Origin of the sequence: Actinomyces sp. 594 (genome assembly GCF_019325145.1) — a bacterium.
Taxonomy (GTDB): Bacteria; Actinomycetota; Actinomycetes; order Actinomycetales; family Actinomycetaceae; genus Actinomyces.
In genome coordinates, this window is record NZ_PIZC01000009.1 from 100,856 (window position 1) to 117,557 (window position 16,702).

12 protein-coding genes are annotated in these 16,702 nt (G+C 68.7%); 3 read left to right on the forward strand and 9 right to left on the reverse strand.

Going from position 1 to position 16,702, the window contains the following annotated elements:
* Positions 1-30 precede the first annotated feature (30 nt).
* On the forward strand, positions 31-765 hold the full coding sequence (locus GZ998_RS00970) for a hypothetical protein (RefSeq protein ID WP_219108424.1): 735 nt from the start codon (positions 31-33) through the stop codon (positions 763-765).
* A gap of 1,037 nt (positions 766-1,802) precedes the next feature.
* Here GZ998_RS00970 and GZ998_RS00975 read toward each other — a convergent pair.
* From GZ998_RS00975 to GZ998_RS01010, 8 genes are all read right to left on the reverse strand, one after another.
* The gene (locus tag GZ998_RS00975; protein WP_219108447.1) at positions 1,803-2,669 is read right to left on the reverse strand and encodes a glutathione transferase; all 867 of its coding nucleotides are present in this window, start codon (positions 2,667-2,669) and stop codon (positions 1,803-1,805) included.
* Positions 2,670-2,904: 235 nt separating this feature from the next.
* Positions 2,905-4,890, reverse strand: coding sequence for an ABC transporter ATP-binding protein (locus tag GZ998_RS00980; protein WP_308807128.1), 1,986 nt, complete (start codon positions 4,888-4,890; stop codon positions 2,905-2,907).
* Positions 4,890-6,611 carry an ABC transporter substrate-binding protein gene (locus tag GZ998_RS00985; protein WP_161924953.1) on the reverse strand — a complete coding sequence of 574 codons (1,722 nt, stop codon included), beginning with the start codon at positions 6,609-6,611 and terminating at the stop codon, positions 4,890-4,892. The genes GZ998_RS00980 and GZ998_RS00985 overlap by 1 nt, the downstream gene beginning before the upstream one ends.
* Positions 6,612-6,658: 47 nt before the next feature.
* On the reverse strand, positions 6,659-7,645 hold the full coding sequence (locus GZ998_RS00990; protein WP_161924954.1) for an ABC transporter permease: 987 nt from the start codon (positions 7,643-7,645) through the stop codon (positions 6,659-6,661).
* Complete coding sequence (locus tag GZ998_RS00995) at positions 7,642-8,631, reverse strand: ABC transporter permease (protein WP_162679010.1); 990 nt, start codon at positions 8,629-8,631, stop codon at positions 7,642-7,644. Before GZ998_RS00995 ends, GZ998_RS00990 begins: the two co-directional genes overlap by 4 nt.
* Before the next feature lie 328 nt (positions 8,632-8,959).
* Positions 8,960-9,547 (reverse strand): isochorismatase family protein, encoded by a 588-nt coding sequence (locus tag GZ998_RS01000; protein ID WP_219108426.1) that lies wholly within the window; start codon positions 9,545-9,547, stop codon positions 8,960-8,962.
* Positions 9,548-9,677: 130 nt separating this feature from the next.
* Positions 9,678-10,271 (reverse strand): endonuclease domain-containing protein, encoded by a 594-nt coding sequence (locus tag GZ998_RS01005; RefSeq protein ID WP_237564177.1) that lies wholly within the window; start codon positions 10,269-10,271, stop codon positions 9,678-9,680.
* 638 nt (positions 10,272-10,909) lie between these two features.
* On the reverse strand, positions 10,910-12,754 hold the full coding sequence (locus GZ998_RS01010) for a phosphoenolpyruvate carboxykinase (GTP) (protein ID WP_161924957.1): 1,845 nt from the start codon (positions 12,752-12,754) through the stop codon (positions 10,910-10,912).
* 160 nt (positions 12,755-12,914) lie between these two features.
* On the opposite strand from GZ998_RS01010, the gene GZ998_RS01015 reads away from it, so the two are divergent.
* Complete coding sequence (locus tag GZ998_RS01015) at positions 12,915-13,763, forward strand: LppM family (lipo)protein (RefSeq protein ID WP_257504887.1); 849 nt, start codon at positions 12,915-12,917, stop codon at positions 13,761-13,763.
* Between the two features lie 19 nt (positions 13,764-13,782).
* On the opposite strand, the gene GZ998_RS01020 is transcribed toward GZ998_RS01015, so the two are convergent.
* Positions 13,783-15,069: an adenylosuccinate synthase gene (locus GZ998_RS01020; protein ID WP_219108431.1), complete on the reverse strand. Its 1,287-nt coding sequence runs from the start codon at positions 15,067-15,069 to the stop codon at positions 13,783-13,785.
* Positions 15,070-15,304: 235 nt separating this feature from the next.
* Here GZ998_RS01020 and GZ998_RS01025 point away from each other — a divergent pair, with 235 nt between their 5' ends.
* Positions 15,305-16,597: a hypothetical protein gene (locus GZ998_RS01025; protein ID WP_257504888.1), complete on the forward strand. Its 1,293-nt coding sequence runs from the start codon at positions 15,305-15,307 to the stop codon at positions 16,595-16,597.
* The last annotated feature ends 105 nt before the right edge of the window (positions 16,598-16,702 follow it).

Genomic DNA, 16,702 nt, shown 5'->3' on the forward strand with positions numbered 1-16,702 from the left:
CCGGACGACACCGGAACAGGACAGTGACTCATGACCCGCGCCCGCTGCCTCAGATCCTTCCTCGTACTGGCACTGACGGTCGGCCTGCTGACTGGTTGTGGTCACGGCGGCGCCGATCAGGAGGCCACCGCCACACCCGAGCCGATCCCCACCACAGCCCTGACCCTCGCAGACGTCCCCGGAGCAACCACGCAGGCCGCCTACCCCGGAAAACGTGTGGAAGTACTCTGCAAACGCGTCGAAACCAGTATCCGCAACGCCGTCCTGCTGTCAGAGCCGTTTCACGCGGTTACCGTAGAATATGAGGTGCGTGACGCAACGGTTCACCAGACGCTCGCCCTGAATCTGAACACTATCAGACCTAACGGGAGTTTCGCCACCATTACCAATGACATTGCCGCTTGCGACGGCGCCAGTGAGGAGGTCCAGTTCTGGTCCGACGGCGCACGCGATTCCGAAAATGGCATCATCCACACAATCGAGGGTCTGCCGGATGCCCTGGCGGGTTTCACCATGACCTCGACCGGCGAGGACGGTACCGGGCACCACATTGAGCGCATCTACGCAGCCGTCACCACCAACGACGGCAAAGAGCCCGGCGTCATCGTCCTGACCACCGTGTCCAACACCGACCAACCCGCAACACCCGCACCAATGGACCTGCTTGACACCGCCCTACAGCGAGCCAACGCCACCCTCGACCCAACCGCCATCACCACCGACATCCGCCCCCACACCACACCCCAACCCACCACCACCCCCTAGCCAGATAGGCGCTGTGCGGGGCGTTGGAAGAAATTCAAAGAACTTCTCAGGGTTACTGGGTGTTATTGGCGTTCGGGACCTGTATTTCACCGACCGGAATTTAGGGCTGTTAGCTTGTGTGGGTATGGCGGCCTGGCGGGCGGCGGTTGGTGCGTTTGGACCGACTAGCTCCGCTTGGACTGCCTGGCTCCATGGGGACTGCGTAGTCCTGCCTGGTCTGCCCGGAGGAACTCTCAGGCGGTCCAGCTGAAGGAACATGGTGGCTCTTCGTGTTTGTAGGTGTGGGGGTTTGAGCTGGCGGTGTTGGTATTGGTTGTGTTCTGGGCCCTGTTTGACGAGAACCGGCCCATCAGGTGGTTGTGTTCGAGCGTAGGAGGTCGTCCTCATCCGCCCCCGAAACGACCCGCTGCGCCCGTCCGAGTACGACCCCGCCGGCCCGAGAACGACCTCCACGCGGCGAAAACGACCTCATCAGCCCGAGAACGTCCCCAGTGCGGTGAAAACGTCCTCGTGGGCCCGACACCCTCCACGATGTGGAGGGTGTGGGGCGTATGAGGTCGTATTCGGTCGGAGTCGGATAGTCGAGTACGACCTCACACGCCCGAAAACGACCTCATCCGCCCCAAAACGACCCCCTGCGCCCGGCCGAATACGACCTCTCCAACCCGAGAACGACCTCCGCACGGCGAAAACGACCTCGCCAGCCCGAAAACGACCTCGCGCACTCGGCGACCACCGATACGCAGCAGTCCTCCAACCCGAACTCCACGCCCTCAAACCGGAAAAGCCGCCAATCCGCCCTCACGCCCGCTACCACGGACGCCGAACAGGCCGTGACGAGCCGCCACCGGTTCGCCGTTCGTGACGTCGCATTCGCGCCGGTCACGCAAGCATGAAGCACCGCCGCCGCGGCAAGGCGGCGAAGCCCTTACACCGGACGGCGGCAACTTCGTCATTCACCAATCGTTGACGCACGGCGTCGTCCGGGAAGCAGCGCAACTGTCCCACACACTCGGTTGCGCACGCGCCTTACCGCATTACAGCCCGAGTGCGCTGCGCTCCTCAATACCGACCCAGCCGACACGTCCCTCCAGCGCCCGGAACCAGCGTGCGAGCGCAGGCCAGAAGGCGATCGACGGCGCCTCACCACCCGGGTAGTAGGCGCGCCCGCCGTACTCGTATGCCTGCACGGTGGTGAACAGGCGAATGTCACTACCCGTGGGGGCTGCACCGCACAGGAACTGCTCCACGGACACCACGGCAGACAGCGGCGGCACGTCCTGCACGGTCAGGGCCGCCTCGCGGGACGCCTCCATCTTGGTGGCGCGGGCCAGCAGGGTGTCGACGACGTCGAAGGCCAGCAGCACGCTGTTCGCGGCCGTCGTCGCCTCCTCGGTGTCCTTGGAATGGGTGGCGGTAGAGTGCGGACGGTTGATGTGCTCGCCGATCCACTTGTCCCAAGCGTCGGTTGAGTTGCGCCGGTCCAGGGGGTACAGGTCCGGTGCGCCGGCGCGGTGCAGCGGCTTCCAGGCGGTGGCAAGGTCGAAGAGCAGATCCCCGGAGTCGTCTACGACGACGTGCCCGGTGGTGGTGTCCACCAGCGCCGGCACCGTAGGCGGCGGGGTGTATCCGGGGGTGCCTGCGTAGACCTCGGCGATGGAGGTTGCGTTCCCCAGAGTCGGGTCGGGCCCGGGCTCGCCATCGGGGCCGGTCAGCTCCCAGAAGCCGTCAACGCCGCGCCCATAGCTCCAGGAGACCGGGATCGCCTCCGTCAGGCCCAGCAGCCGCCGGGCAATGAGGACTCTGCGGCACCAGGGGCAGGAAGCGGAGGCTACCAAGCGGTAGCGGCCGGCCTCGACTGGCAGGTCTCCTTCAGTGAAACGGTGCGAGTGGGCGATGGCCATGGGTGCCTCCCGGAGCATGGAAACGAACGTCATATGGGCTCAAACCTATGGTGACCCCTGCACCGGCCTCCCGTCAGCCCCTTCACCGGAGGCGAACCCGCATTGTGAACTTGCCGTGCGCCGTACTCACCTCGGAGGCACCACCGCCGTCACTTCTACCGGTCTCGGCACGTAACAAGTGCCGGTCTCGGTGGGGAGGGCGCGGGCGGCAGGTACCGGTACGAGCCGGTTCGGGTCAGGCAGCCCGTAGGCGCGCGGCGCGCCGGCGGGCCTGGGCGTCGGGGTCGGGAACCGGCACGGCCCCGACCAGCCGCCGCGTGTACTCCTCGCGCGGGTGGGCGAGCACCTGCCGGGTGGGCCCTGCCTCGACCACCCGCCCATGAGCGAGCACCACCGTCCGGGTAGCCAGGGAGTCCACCACCGCCAGGTCGTGGGAGACGAACAGGCAGGCGAATCCCAGCTCGGACTGCAGCTGACGCAACAGCTCCAGCACCACCGCCTGCACCGACACGTCCAAGGCACTGGTCGGCTCGTCAGCGATCACCAGCCGCGGGTCCAAGGCCAGGGCCCGGGCGATGGCGACGCGCTGCCGCTGGCCGCCACTCATCTCATGCGGGTAGCGGTCCGCCAGAGCCTCCGGCAGGCGGACGGCATCCAGCAGCTCACGCACCCGGGCCCGCCGCTCAGCGGAGCTATAGCCTCCGTGCACGAGCATCGGCTCGGCAATGGCGGCACCCACCGTACGGCGCGGGTTCAAGGAGGACGCCGGATTCTGGTAGACGACGCCAGTGGCCCGCCGCGCGGGCAGAAGGGCGCGGCGCCCGGCTCCGGCCACCTCCACGCCGCACACGCGCACCGACCCGGCTGCGATAGGCACCAGTCCGGTCAGGGTGCCGGCAATAGTCGACTTCCCTGAGCCGGACTCACCCACCAGGCCTAGTACCTCGCCCGCGTCGATGTGCAGGGACACGTCGTGCACCGCGTGTACCCTGCGGCGGCGGTTGCGGTAGACGACGTCGAGCCCGCGGATCTCGACGACGGACTCGCCCTGCGGCTGCCCGTCGCCAGGGGCACCGGCGCTAACCGCCGCAACCGCGGCCCCGCCCGGAGGCGGCGCTGCACTCGACCTGCCCTCCTGCGGCGTCTGCGTACCCTCCACAGCCCCATCCACTGCGTTACCCGCCGTGCCCTCCGCAGCATTACCCGCTGCGTTATCCGCGTTGGACCCCACGTCCCCGGCGCGCAGGGACTCCAGCCGAGGCACGGCTGCCAGCAGGGCGCGGGTGTAGGGGTGGCCCGGGTGGGCGAACAGCTCCCGGGTACGGCCCCGCTCCACAATTCGGCCATGCCGCATGACGGCGACGTCGTCGGCCACATCCGCGACCACCCCCATGTCATGCGTGATCAGCAGCACGGCGACCCCGGACTCGGTCAGCGAGCGCAGCAAGTCCAGGATCCCGGCCTGCACGGTGACGTCCAGGGCCGTGGTCGGCTCGTCCGCGATCAGGACCGGCGGGTCCGCGGCCATGGCCAGGGCGATGCAGGCGCGCTGCAGCTGACCGCCGGACAGCTGGTGGGGGTAGGAGCGGGCTATGCGCTCAACCTGCTCACCATCCCCCAGGCCCACGCGCCGGAGCAGCTCCAGCACGCGGGCACGCACCTGGCTGCGACGCTGACGACCCACCGCATGAATGCGTACTGCCTCACCGATCTGGGCGGCGATGGTCTCCAGCGGGTCCAGCGCCGTCGTCGGCTCCTGGAACACGGTGCCGACCAGCCGCCCGCGCACATCGTCAAGCACCTCCCGGGATGCCCCCACCAGCTGCAGGTCCGGCGGGGCAGCGGGTGCCGGCGCTCCGTCCGCGGTGCGGTCGGCGGCGTCGGGGGCACGGGGCGCATCGACCACGACGGCGGAGCCGGTAACGACGGCGGTAGGCGGGAGCAGGCCGAGGGCGCCCATGGCGGTAACCGACTTGCCGGACCCGGACTCGCCCACTAGGGCGAGCACCCGGCCGGGCACCAGGTCCAGGTCGATATCGGCACTGGCGTGCTCGACCGTGCCGGCGAAGGACACCCCGAAGCCGCGCAGCGACAGCACCGGGACGGGCTCCACCGCGGCTCTGACCGAGGGCTTCGGCGCGTCCGTCGCCTGCTGCGCCGTCACGGCCTGGTCGGAGTCGGCCGTCCGCTCCCCGGTCGGCTCCTGCTCCCGGCCGCGCACTACTCGCTCACTCCCAGCACCAGGTAGTTGGGGTAGGCGGGGAAGGGCGCCACGAAGAAGCCGGTCACCTTCGAGCCGTGCAGGAAGGAGTTGCGGCGGTTGACCAGCGGGACCCCGGGAACATCCTCGGCGATACGCCGGTCCAGCGCCGCCCACTTGGCGGCGGCCGCCTCCGCGTCGGTCTCCTGCAGCGCCTCGGTGATCAGCCGGTCCACCTCCGGCTCGGAGTAGCGGGAGACGTTGTGCCCGCCCTGGCCGATCTCGGAGGAGGCGTACAGGGGCTGAATGTTGGCGTTGGCCGACGGGTAGTCGGGGTTCCAGGACACCACGGTCAGGTCGTAGGTGGAGCCGTCGCCCTGGGTGGCCCGCTCGGTGTAGGCGTCGGTGGTCTGCGGGTCGATGGTCACCTTCAGCCCCAGCTCGGTCAGCGACTGCTGCACGGCCTGAGAGATCGCCAGGCGCGCCTCATTGTTCTGCGACAGCAGGATCAGCTCCGGCACCTCCTTGCCCTCCAGCAGCTCCTTGGCCTTGTCCATGTCCGTGGGGTAGAGGTCGTAGTCCTCCTGCCCGGGGATGCCCGGGGTGATGTAGGTGGTGGCGATGCCGGCACCCAGCTCCCCGCCCAGGGTGCGCTGCACGGCGGTCTTGTCAACAGCGTAGGCGATCGCCTGGCGCACCTCCGGGTCGGTGATGCGCTCGGTGTTGATCGCCAGGTACAGCAGCGGGCCCGGGTCGGAGGTGGCCAGGCGTGCGGACACGGAGTCGTTGGCACTGACCTGGGCCAGCTTGGACGCGGTCAGCAGCTGGGCGGAGAAGGCGTACTGGTCATTGCCTGAGTCGGCGATCAGCCGCTGGCTGACGGTGTCCTCGTCCTGCCCCAGGGAGAAGACGATCTCGTCAGGCAGGGCTGAGCGCACCTGGTCTGTGGCTGCCGACCAGTTCTCGTTGCGGGCGAGGGTCACCGAGTTGCCCTGGCGGTACTCCTGCACCCGGTAGGGGCCGGAGGCCACGGGCGCCTGGGCGTAGGTGGCGGGGTCATCGCTGGCCTCGGGCACGGGCGCGAAGGCCGGCAGGGACACGATCCACGGCCAGTCGCCGTAGGCGTGGTCCAGGTGGAAGATGATGGTGGTCTCGTCCGGCACCTCAATGGAGTCCAGGTGCTCCCCGTCATAGGGGCCGGTGTAGTCGCCGGCGCCCGCCAGCAGGGTCTTGTGGTAGCCCAGCCCGCCGGACAGGGCGGGGGCGAAGGAGCGCTCGATGCCGTACTTGATCTGGGAGGCGGTGATCGGGGTGCCGTCCTCCAGGGTGATGCCCTCCTTGAGGGTGTAGGTCCAGGTCAGGCCGTCATCTGAGGCGGTACCCGTGTCCGTGGCCAGGTCGGGTACGACGGCGGGTACGCCGTCGGCGGTGATGTCCCAGGTGGTCAGGCGGCGGTGCACCAGCGCCAGGGAAGTGGTGGCCAGGGACTGGCTCTTGGCGGGGTCCCAGTTGATGTCGGTGTCGGTGCTGAGCACGTACAGGGTGCCGCCGGACGCGCCCGTGGCGGCCGCGGCACTCTCAGCACCGGCGGAGCTGCGGGAGTTGGCGCCGCAGGCGGCCAGTGCCAGGGCCAGGCCGGAGACACCGGCCCCGGCCAGCAGGCCGCGGCGGGAGACAGCGAGACCGGTCTCGGAGCGCCGCGCGGAGGCGGGCTGCGACGTCGTCGGGCGGGTGGAAGACATGAGTTTGTCCTTTCGGGTGGATGACGGCAGAAGTGGAATTCGGGGGCTCAGACCCGTGGGTCGATGAAGGTGGCCACAGCGTCCATCAGCAGGTTCGCCACAATCACGAAGGCGGCGGAGACCAGCGTGACACCGGTGATCACCGGCAGGTCGGTGGAGCCGACGGCGTCCATCAGCAGGGCGCCGAGCCCAGGCATGGAGAAGACGCGCTCGGTGATGACGGCGCCGCCGAGCATGCCGCCCAGGTCGAGGGCGAAGTAGGTCAGCACCGGCAGGGACACGTTGTGCATCACGTGGCGGCCAATCACCCGGCGCTCGGGCAGGCCGACGGCGCGGGCTGTGCGCACGTAGTCCTCACCCAGGTTCTCCAGCATCTCTCCACGCACCATGCGTGCGTAGACGGCGGCGGAGATCAGGGCCAGCACGCACCATGGCAGAACCAGGTGCCACGCCCAGTCAATGGGACTGTCCGTCAGCGGCACATAGCCGGAGACGGGCACCATATCCAGGGTGAAGCCGAACAGGAGGATGCCGAGCAGGCCCAGCAGGTACGACGGCGTCGACACGCCAATGACGGTTCCAGTCATGATCGCCCGGTCCAGGCGGCTGCCGCGCCTCAGTGCGGAGACCGCACCCGCACCCACGCCGATGATCAGCCACAGGACGGCGGCGCCGATCGCAATCGATGCGGTCACCGGCAACCGGGAGACGATCAGCTCCGTGACCGGCGTCGACAGGCGGAAGGAGTAGCCCAGGCACGGGGCGGCGCAGGTGATCGCGGAGGCGCCCGAGCCGAAGGTGCGCCCGGTGAAGATCCCGGACAGGTAGTTCCAGAACTGGGTGTACCAGGGCTGGTCGTAGCCCATGAAGCCGCGGGCACGCTCCAGGTTCTCCGGCGTGCAGGGCTTGCCGCAGGCCATGGTGGCGGGGTCAGAGGGCCACAGCGAGAAGACCGCGAAGGTCACGAAGGCGATGATCACCAGCACCAGCAGGGTCTGGGCGGTGCGGGAGGCAAGAAAGCGCAGGCGGTTCATCGGGCCTCACCGGTCCTGGGGTCAAGGGCGTCGCGCAGGCCGTCACCGAACAGGTTGAAGGCGAGGGTCACCGTCAGCAGGGCGGCGCCGGGGAACAGTAGGTACCAGGGATCCGTGCTCACCCACGTCACCGCGCTGCCGATGGCGCGTCCCCAGGAAGGGGTGGGTGGGGCCACACCAACCCCGAGGAATGACAGGGCCGCCTCGGAGGTGATCTTGCCGGGGATGGAGATGGTGGTGAACACGATGATCGTGGCCACCAGGCCGGGAAGGATCTGCGTGGTAACGACATGCCACTGGGAGGCGCCCATGGCCCGGGAGGCGCCCACGTAGGTGCGTGAGCGCAGGGACAGGGTGCGGGCTCGCAGGACCCGGGCGGTTGAGGGCCAGCCGAGAATCCCAATGATGGCGATCATCACCGGCACGCGTGGGGCGGTCGCGGGCACGATCGCGGACACCGCAATCATGAACACCAGATTGGGGAAGCCGAGGGTGATATCGGTCAGGCGGGAGACCAGCGCGTCCCACCAGCCGCCGAAGTACCCGGCGGACACGCCCAGGATGATGGCGATGACCATGGACAGGACGGTGGCGCCCATGCCGATCGCGAAGGAGGTGCGGGTGCCCTCAACCACAATGGCGAACAGGTCGCGCCCGGTCTGCGGCTCCACGCCGAAGGGGTGGGCGGCACTGATTCCGCCGAATCGGCCCAGCGGCAGCCCCGCCGCGTCCAGGGCGTCGAGGTCGTAGGTGTAGGGGTCCACGCCGAAGGCGCGCGTGATCAGCGGGGCGAACAAGGCGACCAGGGCCGTCAGGATCACGATGCCGGCCCCGATCACGGCCGCCCGGTCGGAGCGCAGCCGACGCAGGCGGGAGCGCGCAGCGGAGGCCGGAGAGGCGCCGGCGCCGGGCGCGGCGAGGGCTGTTGGGACGGCGTCGGCGGGCGCCGACGCGGCGTCAGGGGGGTCCTGGACGGACGTGTGCACGGGGCACCTCACATGGGCTCGGGAGCGCAGAGCGCTCGGAATGGATGGCGAACGGGTATGGAGCTGTCGTCAACGACAGCAACAACACATTCGCTCGGCCAGCATGTTAGGTGGTTCCTCCGGGGATCGGATTGCGTTCGGCACGCTCCGGAGAGCCGGTTCGACCGCCGACGCCGGGTGGCGTCGGGGCGAGACGATAGCAGCGTGCTGAGTAGTTTGACGAGTAGCCACGGCATTGTGAGACCAGGCTCTCACCCACCCCAGCGAGTTCGGTAGACAAAACCACCGAGTTCGGTAGACATCACGCCGCACCCCGCCAGCGGCGGAGTCAGCCGACGTCGGCGTCTGAGGGGACGAGTTCCACGCCCGCCTCCGCCATGGCGGCGCGGGCCGCCTCACCCTGCTCGGGGCTGACGGGGACAGTCAGGTCGGTCAGGACGCGTACCCGGTAGCCGCCTCGCACGCCGTCGAGCGCCGTCTCCTTCACACAGTGGGACTCGGCCAGCCCGACCACGTCCAGGGCCTCGATGCCGTGGCAGCGCAGAACCGCGTCCAGTACGGAGCCGGTCTCGTCCACACCCTCGAAACCGGAGTAGGCCGCGGCGTACTGACCCTTCTTCACCCTCACGTCCGGCGCCAGCCCCGCCAGGGCGGGGTGCAGCTCGGCCTCGGCCGTGCCGGCGACGCCGTGCGGCGGCCAGGTGTCCACGAAGTCCGGGGTATCGGAGAAGTGCTCTCCGGGGTCGATATGCCAGTCCTGGGTGGTTACCACCAGCTCGTAGTCGCCGCGGTGAGCGGACGCGTAGCCGGCCACCCGAGCGGCGACGGCGTTGCCCCCGGGTACGGCCAGGGCGCCTCCCTCGCAGAAGGTCGGCTGAACGTCGACGATTATCAGGGCACGGCTGGCTGCGGTCATAGCGCCACGCTAGCCACCCTGGTGTCTTGACACAAGGCGGAGCGGCCCAGTGTCAAAATTGATGACAAACAGCTCGCGCGACCGCGCGCACCAGCGCGGTGCCCGCATGATTTCGCCATTTTCAAGACCGTCAAGAACGTCGGCGCCCCCGTTTGTCATCATTTTTGACAGCCACGTGCGGGCGGCCGAGTAGGTCATCGCATGCGGCCAACAGGCTCCGGACCTCCGCGCCCACCTTCCCGAGGTGGACGTCCTTGCCGGTGAAACGAGCAACTCGATACCCCTGTCGGACCAGTTCCCGATCACGGGTGCGATCCTTAGCGAACTGAAAGTCGTCCTCGTGGTAGGTGTAGCCGTCCAGCTCCATAACCAGGCGGCCGCCAACCAGCAGGTCCACCTCCCCCACACGCGGAATGACCACCCCGTCCTCGAAGGGGATCCCGGCGTCGTGCAACTGCAAACGGGCCAGAGTTTCTAGCGGGGAGCGCGCCCGCGGACTGGCCAGCGCCAGCCGCCGTAACGCCTGCCGAGACCCCGGGCCCCGCAGCAGCGCCGCAATCGCCTCGACACTGGTATGTCCCCGGTGAAGGGCGGCGTCGCAGGCCATAAGTGGCGCTTCACGGTCGGGATCGCAGCGCAGGTAGCGCGCCAGCATGAGCGGCGCCGACGCCACCGGGAACCGAGTCAGGGGAGGCGGCTCAAGGGAGCCTTCAGCATGCAGCACCTCGCCTTTGAGCGAAGGCACTGTTCTGCCGCGAGGAACCGCCAGATGCACCGGCGTCCACAGCCGCGGGCATGGGTACCCATAATGCCTGGCGGCGTGCATACAGGTAATCACCCCGCCGTGGATACGCGCAAGGACCAGGTCCCAGCCAATGCCGGGCAAACTCACCACCCCATGGGGGTACGCAATCAGCTCACGTGCCTCGACCAGCCTCGCGACGTGACGCCGCTCCGTCCGATCCGGGTGCAAGTCCCGTAGCCGAACGGCGCCATGGCAAGCCCGTACCCGCACCAGAATGTCGTCATCCTGTCTCATAGCCCGAGGCTGCGCCGGTTGAAGACGCCGCGCCAACCGCCCGAACGAGCTCTGTGAACTGCCCCCGCACGAACGGTGCCTGTGGACACCGGGCGCACCTGCCCTCCGAGCGCCCCTCAATGTGTCAAAAATGATGACAAACGCTGCGGGCACACGCCCGCGGCGACTCCGCATCCGCGTGATTCCGCCGTTTTCAAGGACGACGCCGACGGCGACCAGCCCGTTTGTCATCAATTCTGACACCCGCCCCAGACGACGTTCCCACGCCACAAACGACGGGTCCCCGGCCCAGTGGACCGGGGACCCGACTAAGCGCTCAGCGCTCAGGCCTTGGCGGCGGCAATGCGCTCGCGGAACTTGGCCAGCTCCTCGCGGATCGCGGCCGGGACCTTGTCACCGAACTGCTCGTAGTACTCCTCGGTGGAGTCCATCTCGGCAGCCCAGGCGTCGGGGTCGATGTCGTACATCTGGTTCCAGACGGACTCGTCGACGTCCACGCCGTCGAGGTTGAAGTCCTCGAACTTCGGGTACAGGCCCGTCACACCCTCGATGGCCTCGACCTCGCCGGCGGAGCGGCGCACGATCCAGTCGAGCACGCGGGAGTTGTCGCCGTAGCCCGGCCACAGGAACTTGCCGTCGGCGTCCTTGCGGAACCAGTTGACCTGGTAGACCTTCGGGAAGTTCTCGCCCAGCTGCTCCTGCATCTCCAGCCAGTGGCCCCAGTAGTCGGCCATGTGGTAGCCGCAGAAGGGCAGCATGGCGAAGGGGTCGTGGCGCAGCGAGCCGGCCTTGACGTCGGTGGCGGCAGCGGTGACCTCGGAGGCCACGGCGGAGCCGATGAAGACGCCGTGCGCGGGGCTGTACTGCTCCGCCACCAGCGGCACGTTGGTGGCGCGGCGACCGCCGAACAGAATGGCGTCAATGGCAACGCCCTCGGGGGCCTCCCAGTCCGGGCAGATGATCGGGCACTGCGCAGCGGGCGTAGTGAAGCGCGAGTTCGGGTGCGCGGCCTTCTTGCCGGCCTCGGCATCGGCGGGGGTGTAGTCGTTGCCCTGCCAGTCGATCAGGTGGTCCGGCAGCTCGGCGTCGATGCCCTCCCACCACACGTCGCCGTCGTCGGTCAGGGCGACGTTGGTGAAGATGGTGTTGGCCTTCATGGTGTCCATGGCCACCGGGTTCGTCTTGTAGGACGTGCCCGGGGCGACGCCGAAGAAGCCGGCCTCGGGGTTGATGGCGCGCAGGCGGCCGTCCTCGCCGGGGCGCATCCAGGCGATGTCGTCACCGACGGTCTCGACCTTGTAGCCGGGGATGGTCGGCTGGAGCATGGCCAGGTTGGTCTTGCCGCAGGCGCTCGGGAAGGCCGCGGTGACGTGGTACTGCTTGCCGGACTTCTCATCGGTCAGGCGCAGGATGAGCATGTGCTCGGCCATCCAGCCGTCGCGGCGGGCCATGGTCGAGGCGATGCGCAGCGCGTAGCACTTCTTGCCCAGCAGGGCGTTGCCGCCGTAACCGGAGCCGTAGGACCAGATCTCGTTGGTCTCCGGGAACTGGGTGATGTACTTCTCGTCGTTACAGGGCCAGGTGGTGTCCTCCTGGCCGGGGGCCAGCGGGGCGCCAACGGAGTGCACACAGGGAACCCAGGTGCGTCCCTCGTTGATCAGGTCCATGGCCTTGGCGCCCATGCGCGTCATGATGCGCATGTTGGTGACGACGTACGGGGAGTCGGTGATCTCGATGCCCAGCTGGGAGATCGGACCGCCGAGCGGACCCATGGAGAAGGGGATCACGTACATCGTGCGGCCGGCGTAGGTGCCGTCGAACTTCTCGTTGAGGATCTTCTTCATCTCGGCCGGGTCGTACCAGTTGTTGGTCGGGCCGGCGTCCTCCTCCTTCTCGGAGCAGATGAAGGTACGGGACTCCACGCGGGCAACATCGCTGGGCAGCGAGCGCGCGAGGAAGGAGTTGGGGCGCTTTTCCGGGTTGAGGCGGACGAACATGCCCGACTCCACCATCTCGGAGGTCAGGCGGTCCCACTCCTCCTCGGAACCGTCACAGAAGTAGACGTCTTCCGGCTTGCCGAGCTCGGCGAGACGGACGGCAAAGGCAATGACGTCCTCGGGGGCGTTGGCCGGTGCAGCCGCCCGGACGTCCTGCTCAGACACAGTCATGTGAGTCCTTCTTTCTTTTGGTTCTCATGACTCAACGGGGTCGGGTCCTATCCTTCCTCATCCGTCGCCGAAGGTCACGTCCGAAGGTCCCTCGTCCGCACATTCGCGCCCTCCCGGGGTGGTGTTTCCCGCCACATCCGCGTGCGTGTAGCGTCGGGGCATGGCCGTCAACCCCTGCCTCGTCATCCGTCATTCCGCGCGCCCACGCGCTTTACGCGGGCTTACTGCGCTGGCGGGGGCCGCAGCCGTGCTGTTGCTGTCGGGCTGCACCGCACATATGGACATGCGCCTGGACGCCTCCGGCACCTACGACGCCGATCTGGTCATGCGCGACACCACGGGCACGGTCTTCACCGATGCCTCCGACTGCCAGGAGCTCGCCGCCGAGTCGCTCGTCGGCACCGCGGACGGCGTGGGCGTGACCGCATCCCCGCTCGGATCCGCCGACGACGCCGACGGCCTGGGCTGCGAGGTGCACGTCACCGGCGTGCCCATCCCGGACGTCGGCGCCTCCGGCTCCAGTGCCGACGCCGGCCTGCTGGTGGCGCGCGACGGCGACCTGTACGTCGTACACCTGGCCGGTTATGGCAACGTAGCCGCCGACGCTTCGGGCGCCGAGGGCGCCGACGGCGCGGCCAACGACGACGCGACAGCCGCAGCGCCCGCCACCGCGGACTCCGCCTCGAACCCGACCACGGGCCCAGATGACTCAGCACCGGAGGACTCGGGCCTCGCCCCCACGGCGGAATCGCTGAACACGGTTGTGGATGCCCACCTGTCGATCACCTTCCCGGGCGCCGTCGTCGACGCCGGCGGCGGCACCGTCTCCGGCACCACCGTCACCTGGGAGGATGCCGACGTCCTGTACGACGGCGTGAGCGCATCGGGGTACGCCACGGCGGGGACAGGCGTTTCCACCTGGGACCGCTACGGGTGGTGGATTGTCGCGGGGGTCGCCGGGGTCGGCGCGGCAGTGGGTGCGGCCGCGCTGCGCCGGCACCGTTCCTGACGCCGCGGCCGCCCCCGCCTCAGCCGAGTAGCCGGTGGCGGGTGATGGTGGCCTCGCGGCCCGCACCCACCCCGACGGCGGAGACGCGGCAGCCGGCGAGCTCCTCGATGCGCAGCACGTAGTCGCGGGCGGCTGCGGGCAGGTCCCCGAAGCGGCGCACGCCGGTGATGTCCTCGCTCCAGCCGGGCAGCTCCTCGTAGACCGGCTTGGCGTGGTGGAAGTCGGTCTGGGTCAGCGGCATCTCGGAGGTGACCTCGCCGTCGACGTCGTAGGCGACGCACACGGGGATGGTCTCGTGCCCGGTGAGCACGTCGAGCTTGGTCATGACCAAGTCGGTGAGCCCGTTGACGCGGGCGGCGTAGCGGGTGACGACGGCGTCGTGCCAGCCGCAGCGGCGCGGGCGGCCGGTAGTGACCCCGTACTCGCCGCCCTCGGCGCGCAGCCGCTCACCCATGGCGTCGGTGAGCTCGGTGGGGAAGGGCCCCTCGCCCACGCGGGTGGTGTAGGCCTTGACCACGCCGACGACGGCGTCGATGCGGGTGGGCCCCACGCCGGTGCCGGTGCAGGCGCCGCCGGCGGTCGGGTTGGAGGAGGTCACGAAGGGGTAGGTGCCGTGGTCGATGTCGAGCATAGTGGCCTGGCCGGCCTCGAACAGGACGGTCTTGCCGGCGTCGAGGGCCCGGTTGAGCAGCAGGGAGGTGTCCACGACCATGGGGCGCACGCGGTCGGCGTAGGACAGCAGCTCGTCGGCCACGGCGTCGGGGTCGATGGCGGGCCGGTTGAAGACCTTGAGCAGCAGGCTGTTCTTCTGATCCAGGGCGGAGTGGACCTTCTGCCGCAGGATCGACTCGTCGAACAGGTCCTGTACGCGCAGGCCGACGCGGTTCATCTTGTCCGCGTAGGTGGGGCCGATGCCGCGGCCGGTGGTGCCCAGCTGGCGGGCGCCGAGGAAGCGCTCGGTGGTGCGGTCCATGACCCGGTTGTAGGAGGGGATCAGGTGGGCGTTGGCGGAGATCTTCAGCGAGGAGGCGTCCTTGCCGCGGGAGGTGATCTCCTCGATCTCGGAGAACAGCACCTCCAGGTCCACCACCACACCGTTGCCGATGACGGGGGTGACCCCGGGGGTGAGCACGCCCGCGGGCAGTAGGTGGAAGGCGAAGGACTCACCGTCGATGACAACGGTGTGGCCGGCGTTGTTGCCGCCGTTGAACTTGACGACGTAGTCGACGCCCTGACCGAGCTGGTCGGTCGCCTTGCCCTTTCCTTCGTCTCCCCATTGAGTCCCGACGACGACGACGGCTGGCATTGCTGCTCCCTGTGTGAGTGCGTGCCCCGGAGGGCAGGCGCGGCCTGCGGGCGCGCCGCGGGTCAGCCTACCCCGCGCCAGGAGCCGCCCACGGGCAACGCCGACTGGCGGACACGCTCCGCCGGCTTGTCCCGGCAGCACGCGGACGCCTCCGACCGTTGTGGCCGACGCCCCACCGCCTCAGGCGGCCGTGACCGGGTTGCAGCACTTAACGATAATCATTACCGTTTAACGTATGAGAACGATTCCCCATACCAGAAATCTCATCCTGGCCGCCGCAGCGGCGTTGACCATGACCTTGACCGCCTGCGGGTCATCCCCAGCGGGAGACCCCGGCTCCCCCGACACCACGCAGGCGCAGGCCACCACGGCGTCGTCGGAGAAACCCGTGGAGGTCGCCGACGTGGACCCGCGCGCCGCCATCACCTACGACGGCGGCATCCAGATCGTCGACACCTCCGACGGCACCGTCGTGGCGGACATCGAGAAGGAGGGCTTCCTGCGCCTCAACCCGGCCGGGGACGGCCGCCACGTGCTCGTCTCCTCCGCCGAGGGGTTCGAGGTCCTGGACCTGGGAATGATCGTCAAGCCCCACGGAGACCACAACCACTACTACACCACCACCCCAAGGCTCACCGGTGCCGTCATTGCCGCCGACAAGCCCGGGCACGTCGTCACCCACGCCGGGAAGACGGCCGTCTTCGACGACGGCACCGGCACAGTCACCATCTTTGAGACCAACGCCCTGGAGGACGGGCAGCTCAGCCCCGAGGAGCTGACCAGCTTCAAGACGAATGACCCGCACCACGGCGTCGCCGTCCCCCTGGCCAGTGGCAGCGTCCTGGTGACCGAGGGGACTGAGGACGAGCGACACACGGTCCACGAACGCAGGGCCGACGGTTCCATCGGCGCCGAGTCGACCGACTGCCCCGGCGTCCACGGCGAGGCCACAGCCCAGGGCGAGGACGTGGCCAGCTTCGGCTGCACCAACGGCTCGGTAGTGTTCCGCGATGGGCAGTTCCACAAGGTGGCGGTGCCGGAGGCGTATCAGCGCAGCGGCAACCAATTCGGCTCCCCCGACTCCCCCTATGTGCTCACCGACTACAAGACCGTCGAGCCGGTCGACGGCGCGGAGCCCGAGCATCCCACGCGGGTCGGCATCATCGACACGACCGATGCCACCACCAAGACCGTGGAGCTGGGCTCGGCCTACTGGTTCCGCTCCTTCGGCCGCGGCGCCGATGGGGAAGGCGTGGTGCTCACCTACGACGGCAAGCTGAACATCCTCGATCCGGCGTCCGCCGCCGTGACCAAGCAGGTGGATGTGGTCACGCCCTGGACGGAGAATGAGAACTGGCAGGAGCCCGGCCCCAATGTGAAGACGGCCGGCGACTTCGCCTACGTCACCGACCACGCCGCCAAGAAGTTGCACCTGGTACAGATCTCCACCGGTGAGCTGATCTCCAGCCTGGACCTGAGCGTGGTGCCCAATGAGATGACGGTGATTGACGCCGAGCTCAAGCACTGAGACCCGGTTTTTCGGCACCGGCGCATACCGCCACGCCGTCGCCTACCGGGTCCGGCGTCCCGGCGCTCTGGTCCGTGAGCGGCTCTCATGGACCAGAGCGCCGGG

Excerpts from the sequence above, each read along its gene's own strand:
- GZ998_RS00990 (WP_161924954.1), bottom strand. The coding sequence starts at position 7,645 with ATGAACCGCCTGCGCTTTCTTGCCTCCCGCACCGCCCAGACCCTGCTG.
- GZ998_RS01015 (WP_257504887.1), top strand. The coding sequence starts at position 12,915 with ATGGCCGTCAACCCCTGCCTCGTCATCCGTCATTCCGCGCGCCCACGC.
- GZ998_RS00985 (WP_161924953.1), bottom strand. The coding sequence starts at position 6,611 with ATGTCTTCCACCCGCCCGACGACGTCGCAGCCCGCCTCCGCGCGGCGC.
- GZ998_RS01010 (WP_161924957.1), bottom strand. The coding sequence starts at position 12,754 with ATGACTGTGTCTGAGCAGGACGTCCGGGCGGCTGCACCGGCCAACGCC.
- GZ998_RS01000 (WP_219108426.1), bottom strand. The coding sequence starts at position 9,547 with ATGACCGCAGCCAGCCGTGCCCTGATAATCGTCGACGTTCAGCCGACC.
- GZ998_RS00975 (WP_219108447.1), bottom strand. The coding sequence starts at position 2,669 with ATGGCCATCGCCCACTCGCACCGTTTCACTGAAGGAGACCTGCCAGTC.
- GZ998_RS01020 (WP_219108431.1), bottom strand. The coding sequence starts at position 15,069 with ATGCCAGCCGTCGTCGTCGTCGGGACTCAATGGGGAGACGAAGGAAAG.
- GZ998_RS01025 (WP_257504888.1), top strand. The coding sequence starts at position 15,305 with ATGAGAACGATTCCCCATACCAGAAATCTCATCCTGGCCGCCGCAGCG.
- GZ998_RS00970 (WP_219108424.1), top strand. The coding sequence starts at position 31 with ATGACCCGCGCCCGCTGCCTCAGATCCTTCCTCGTACTGGCACTGACG.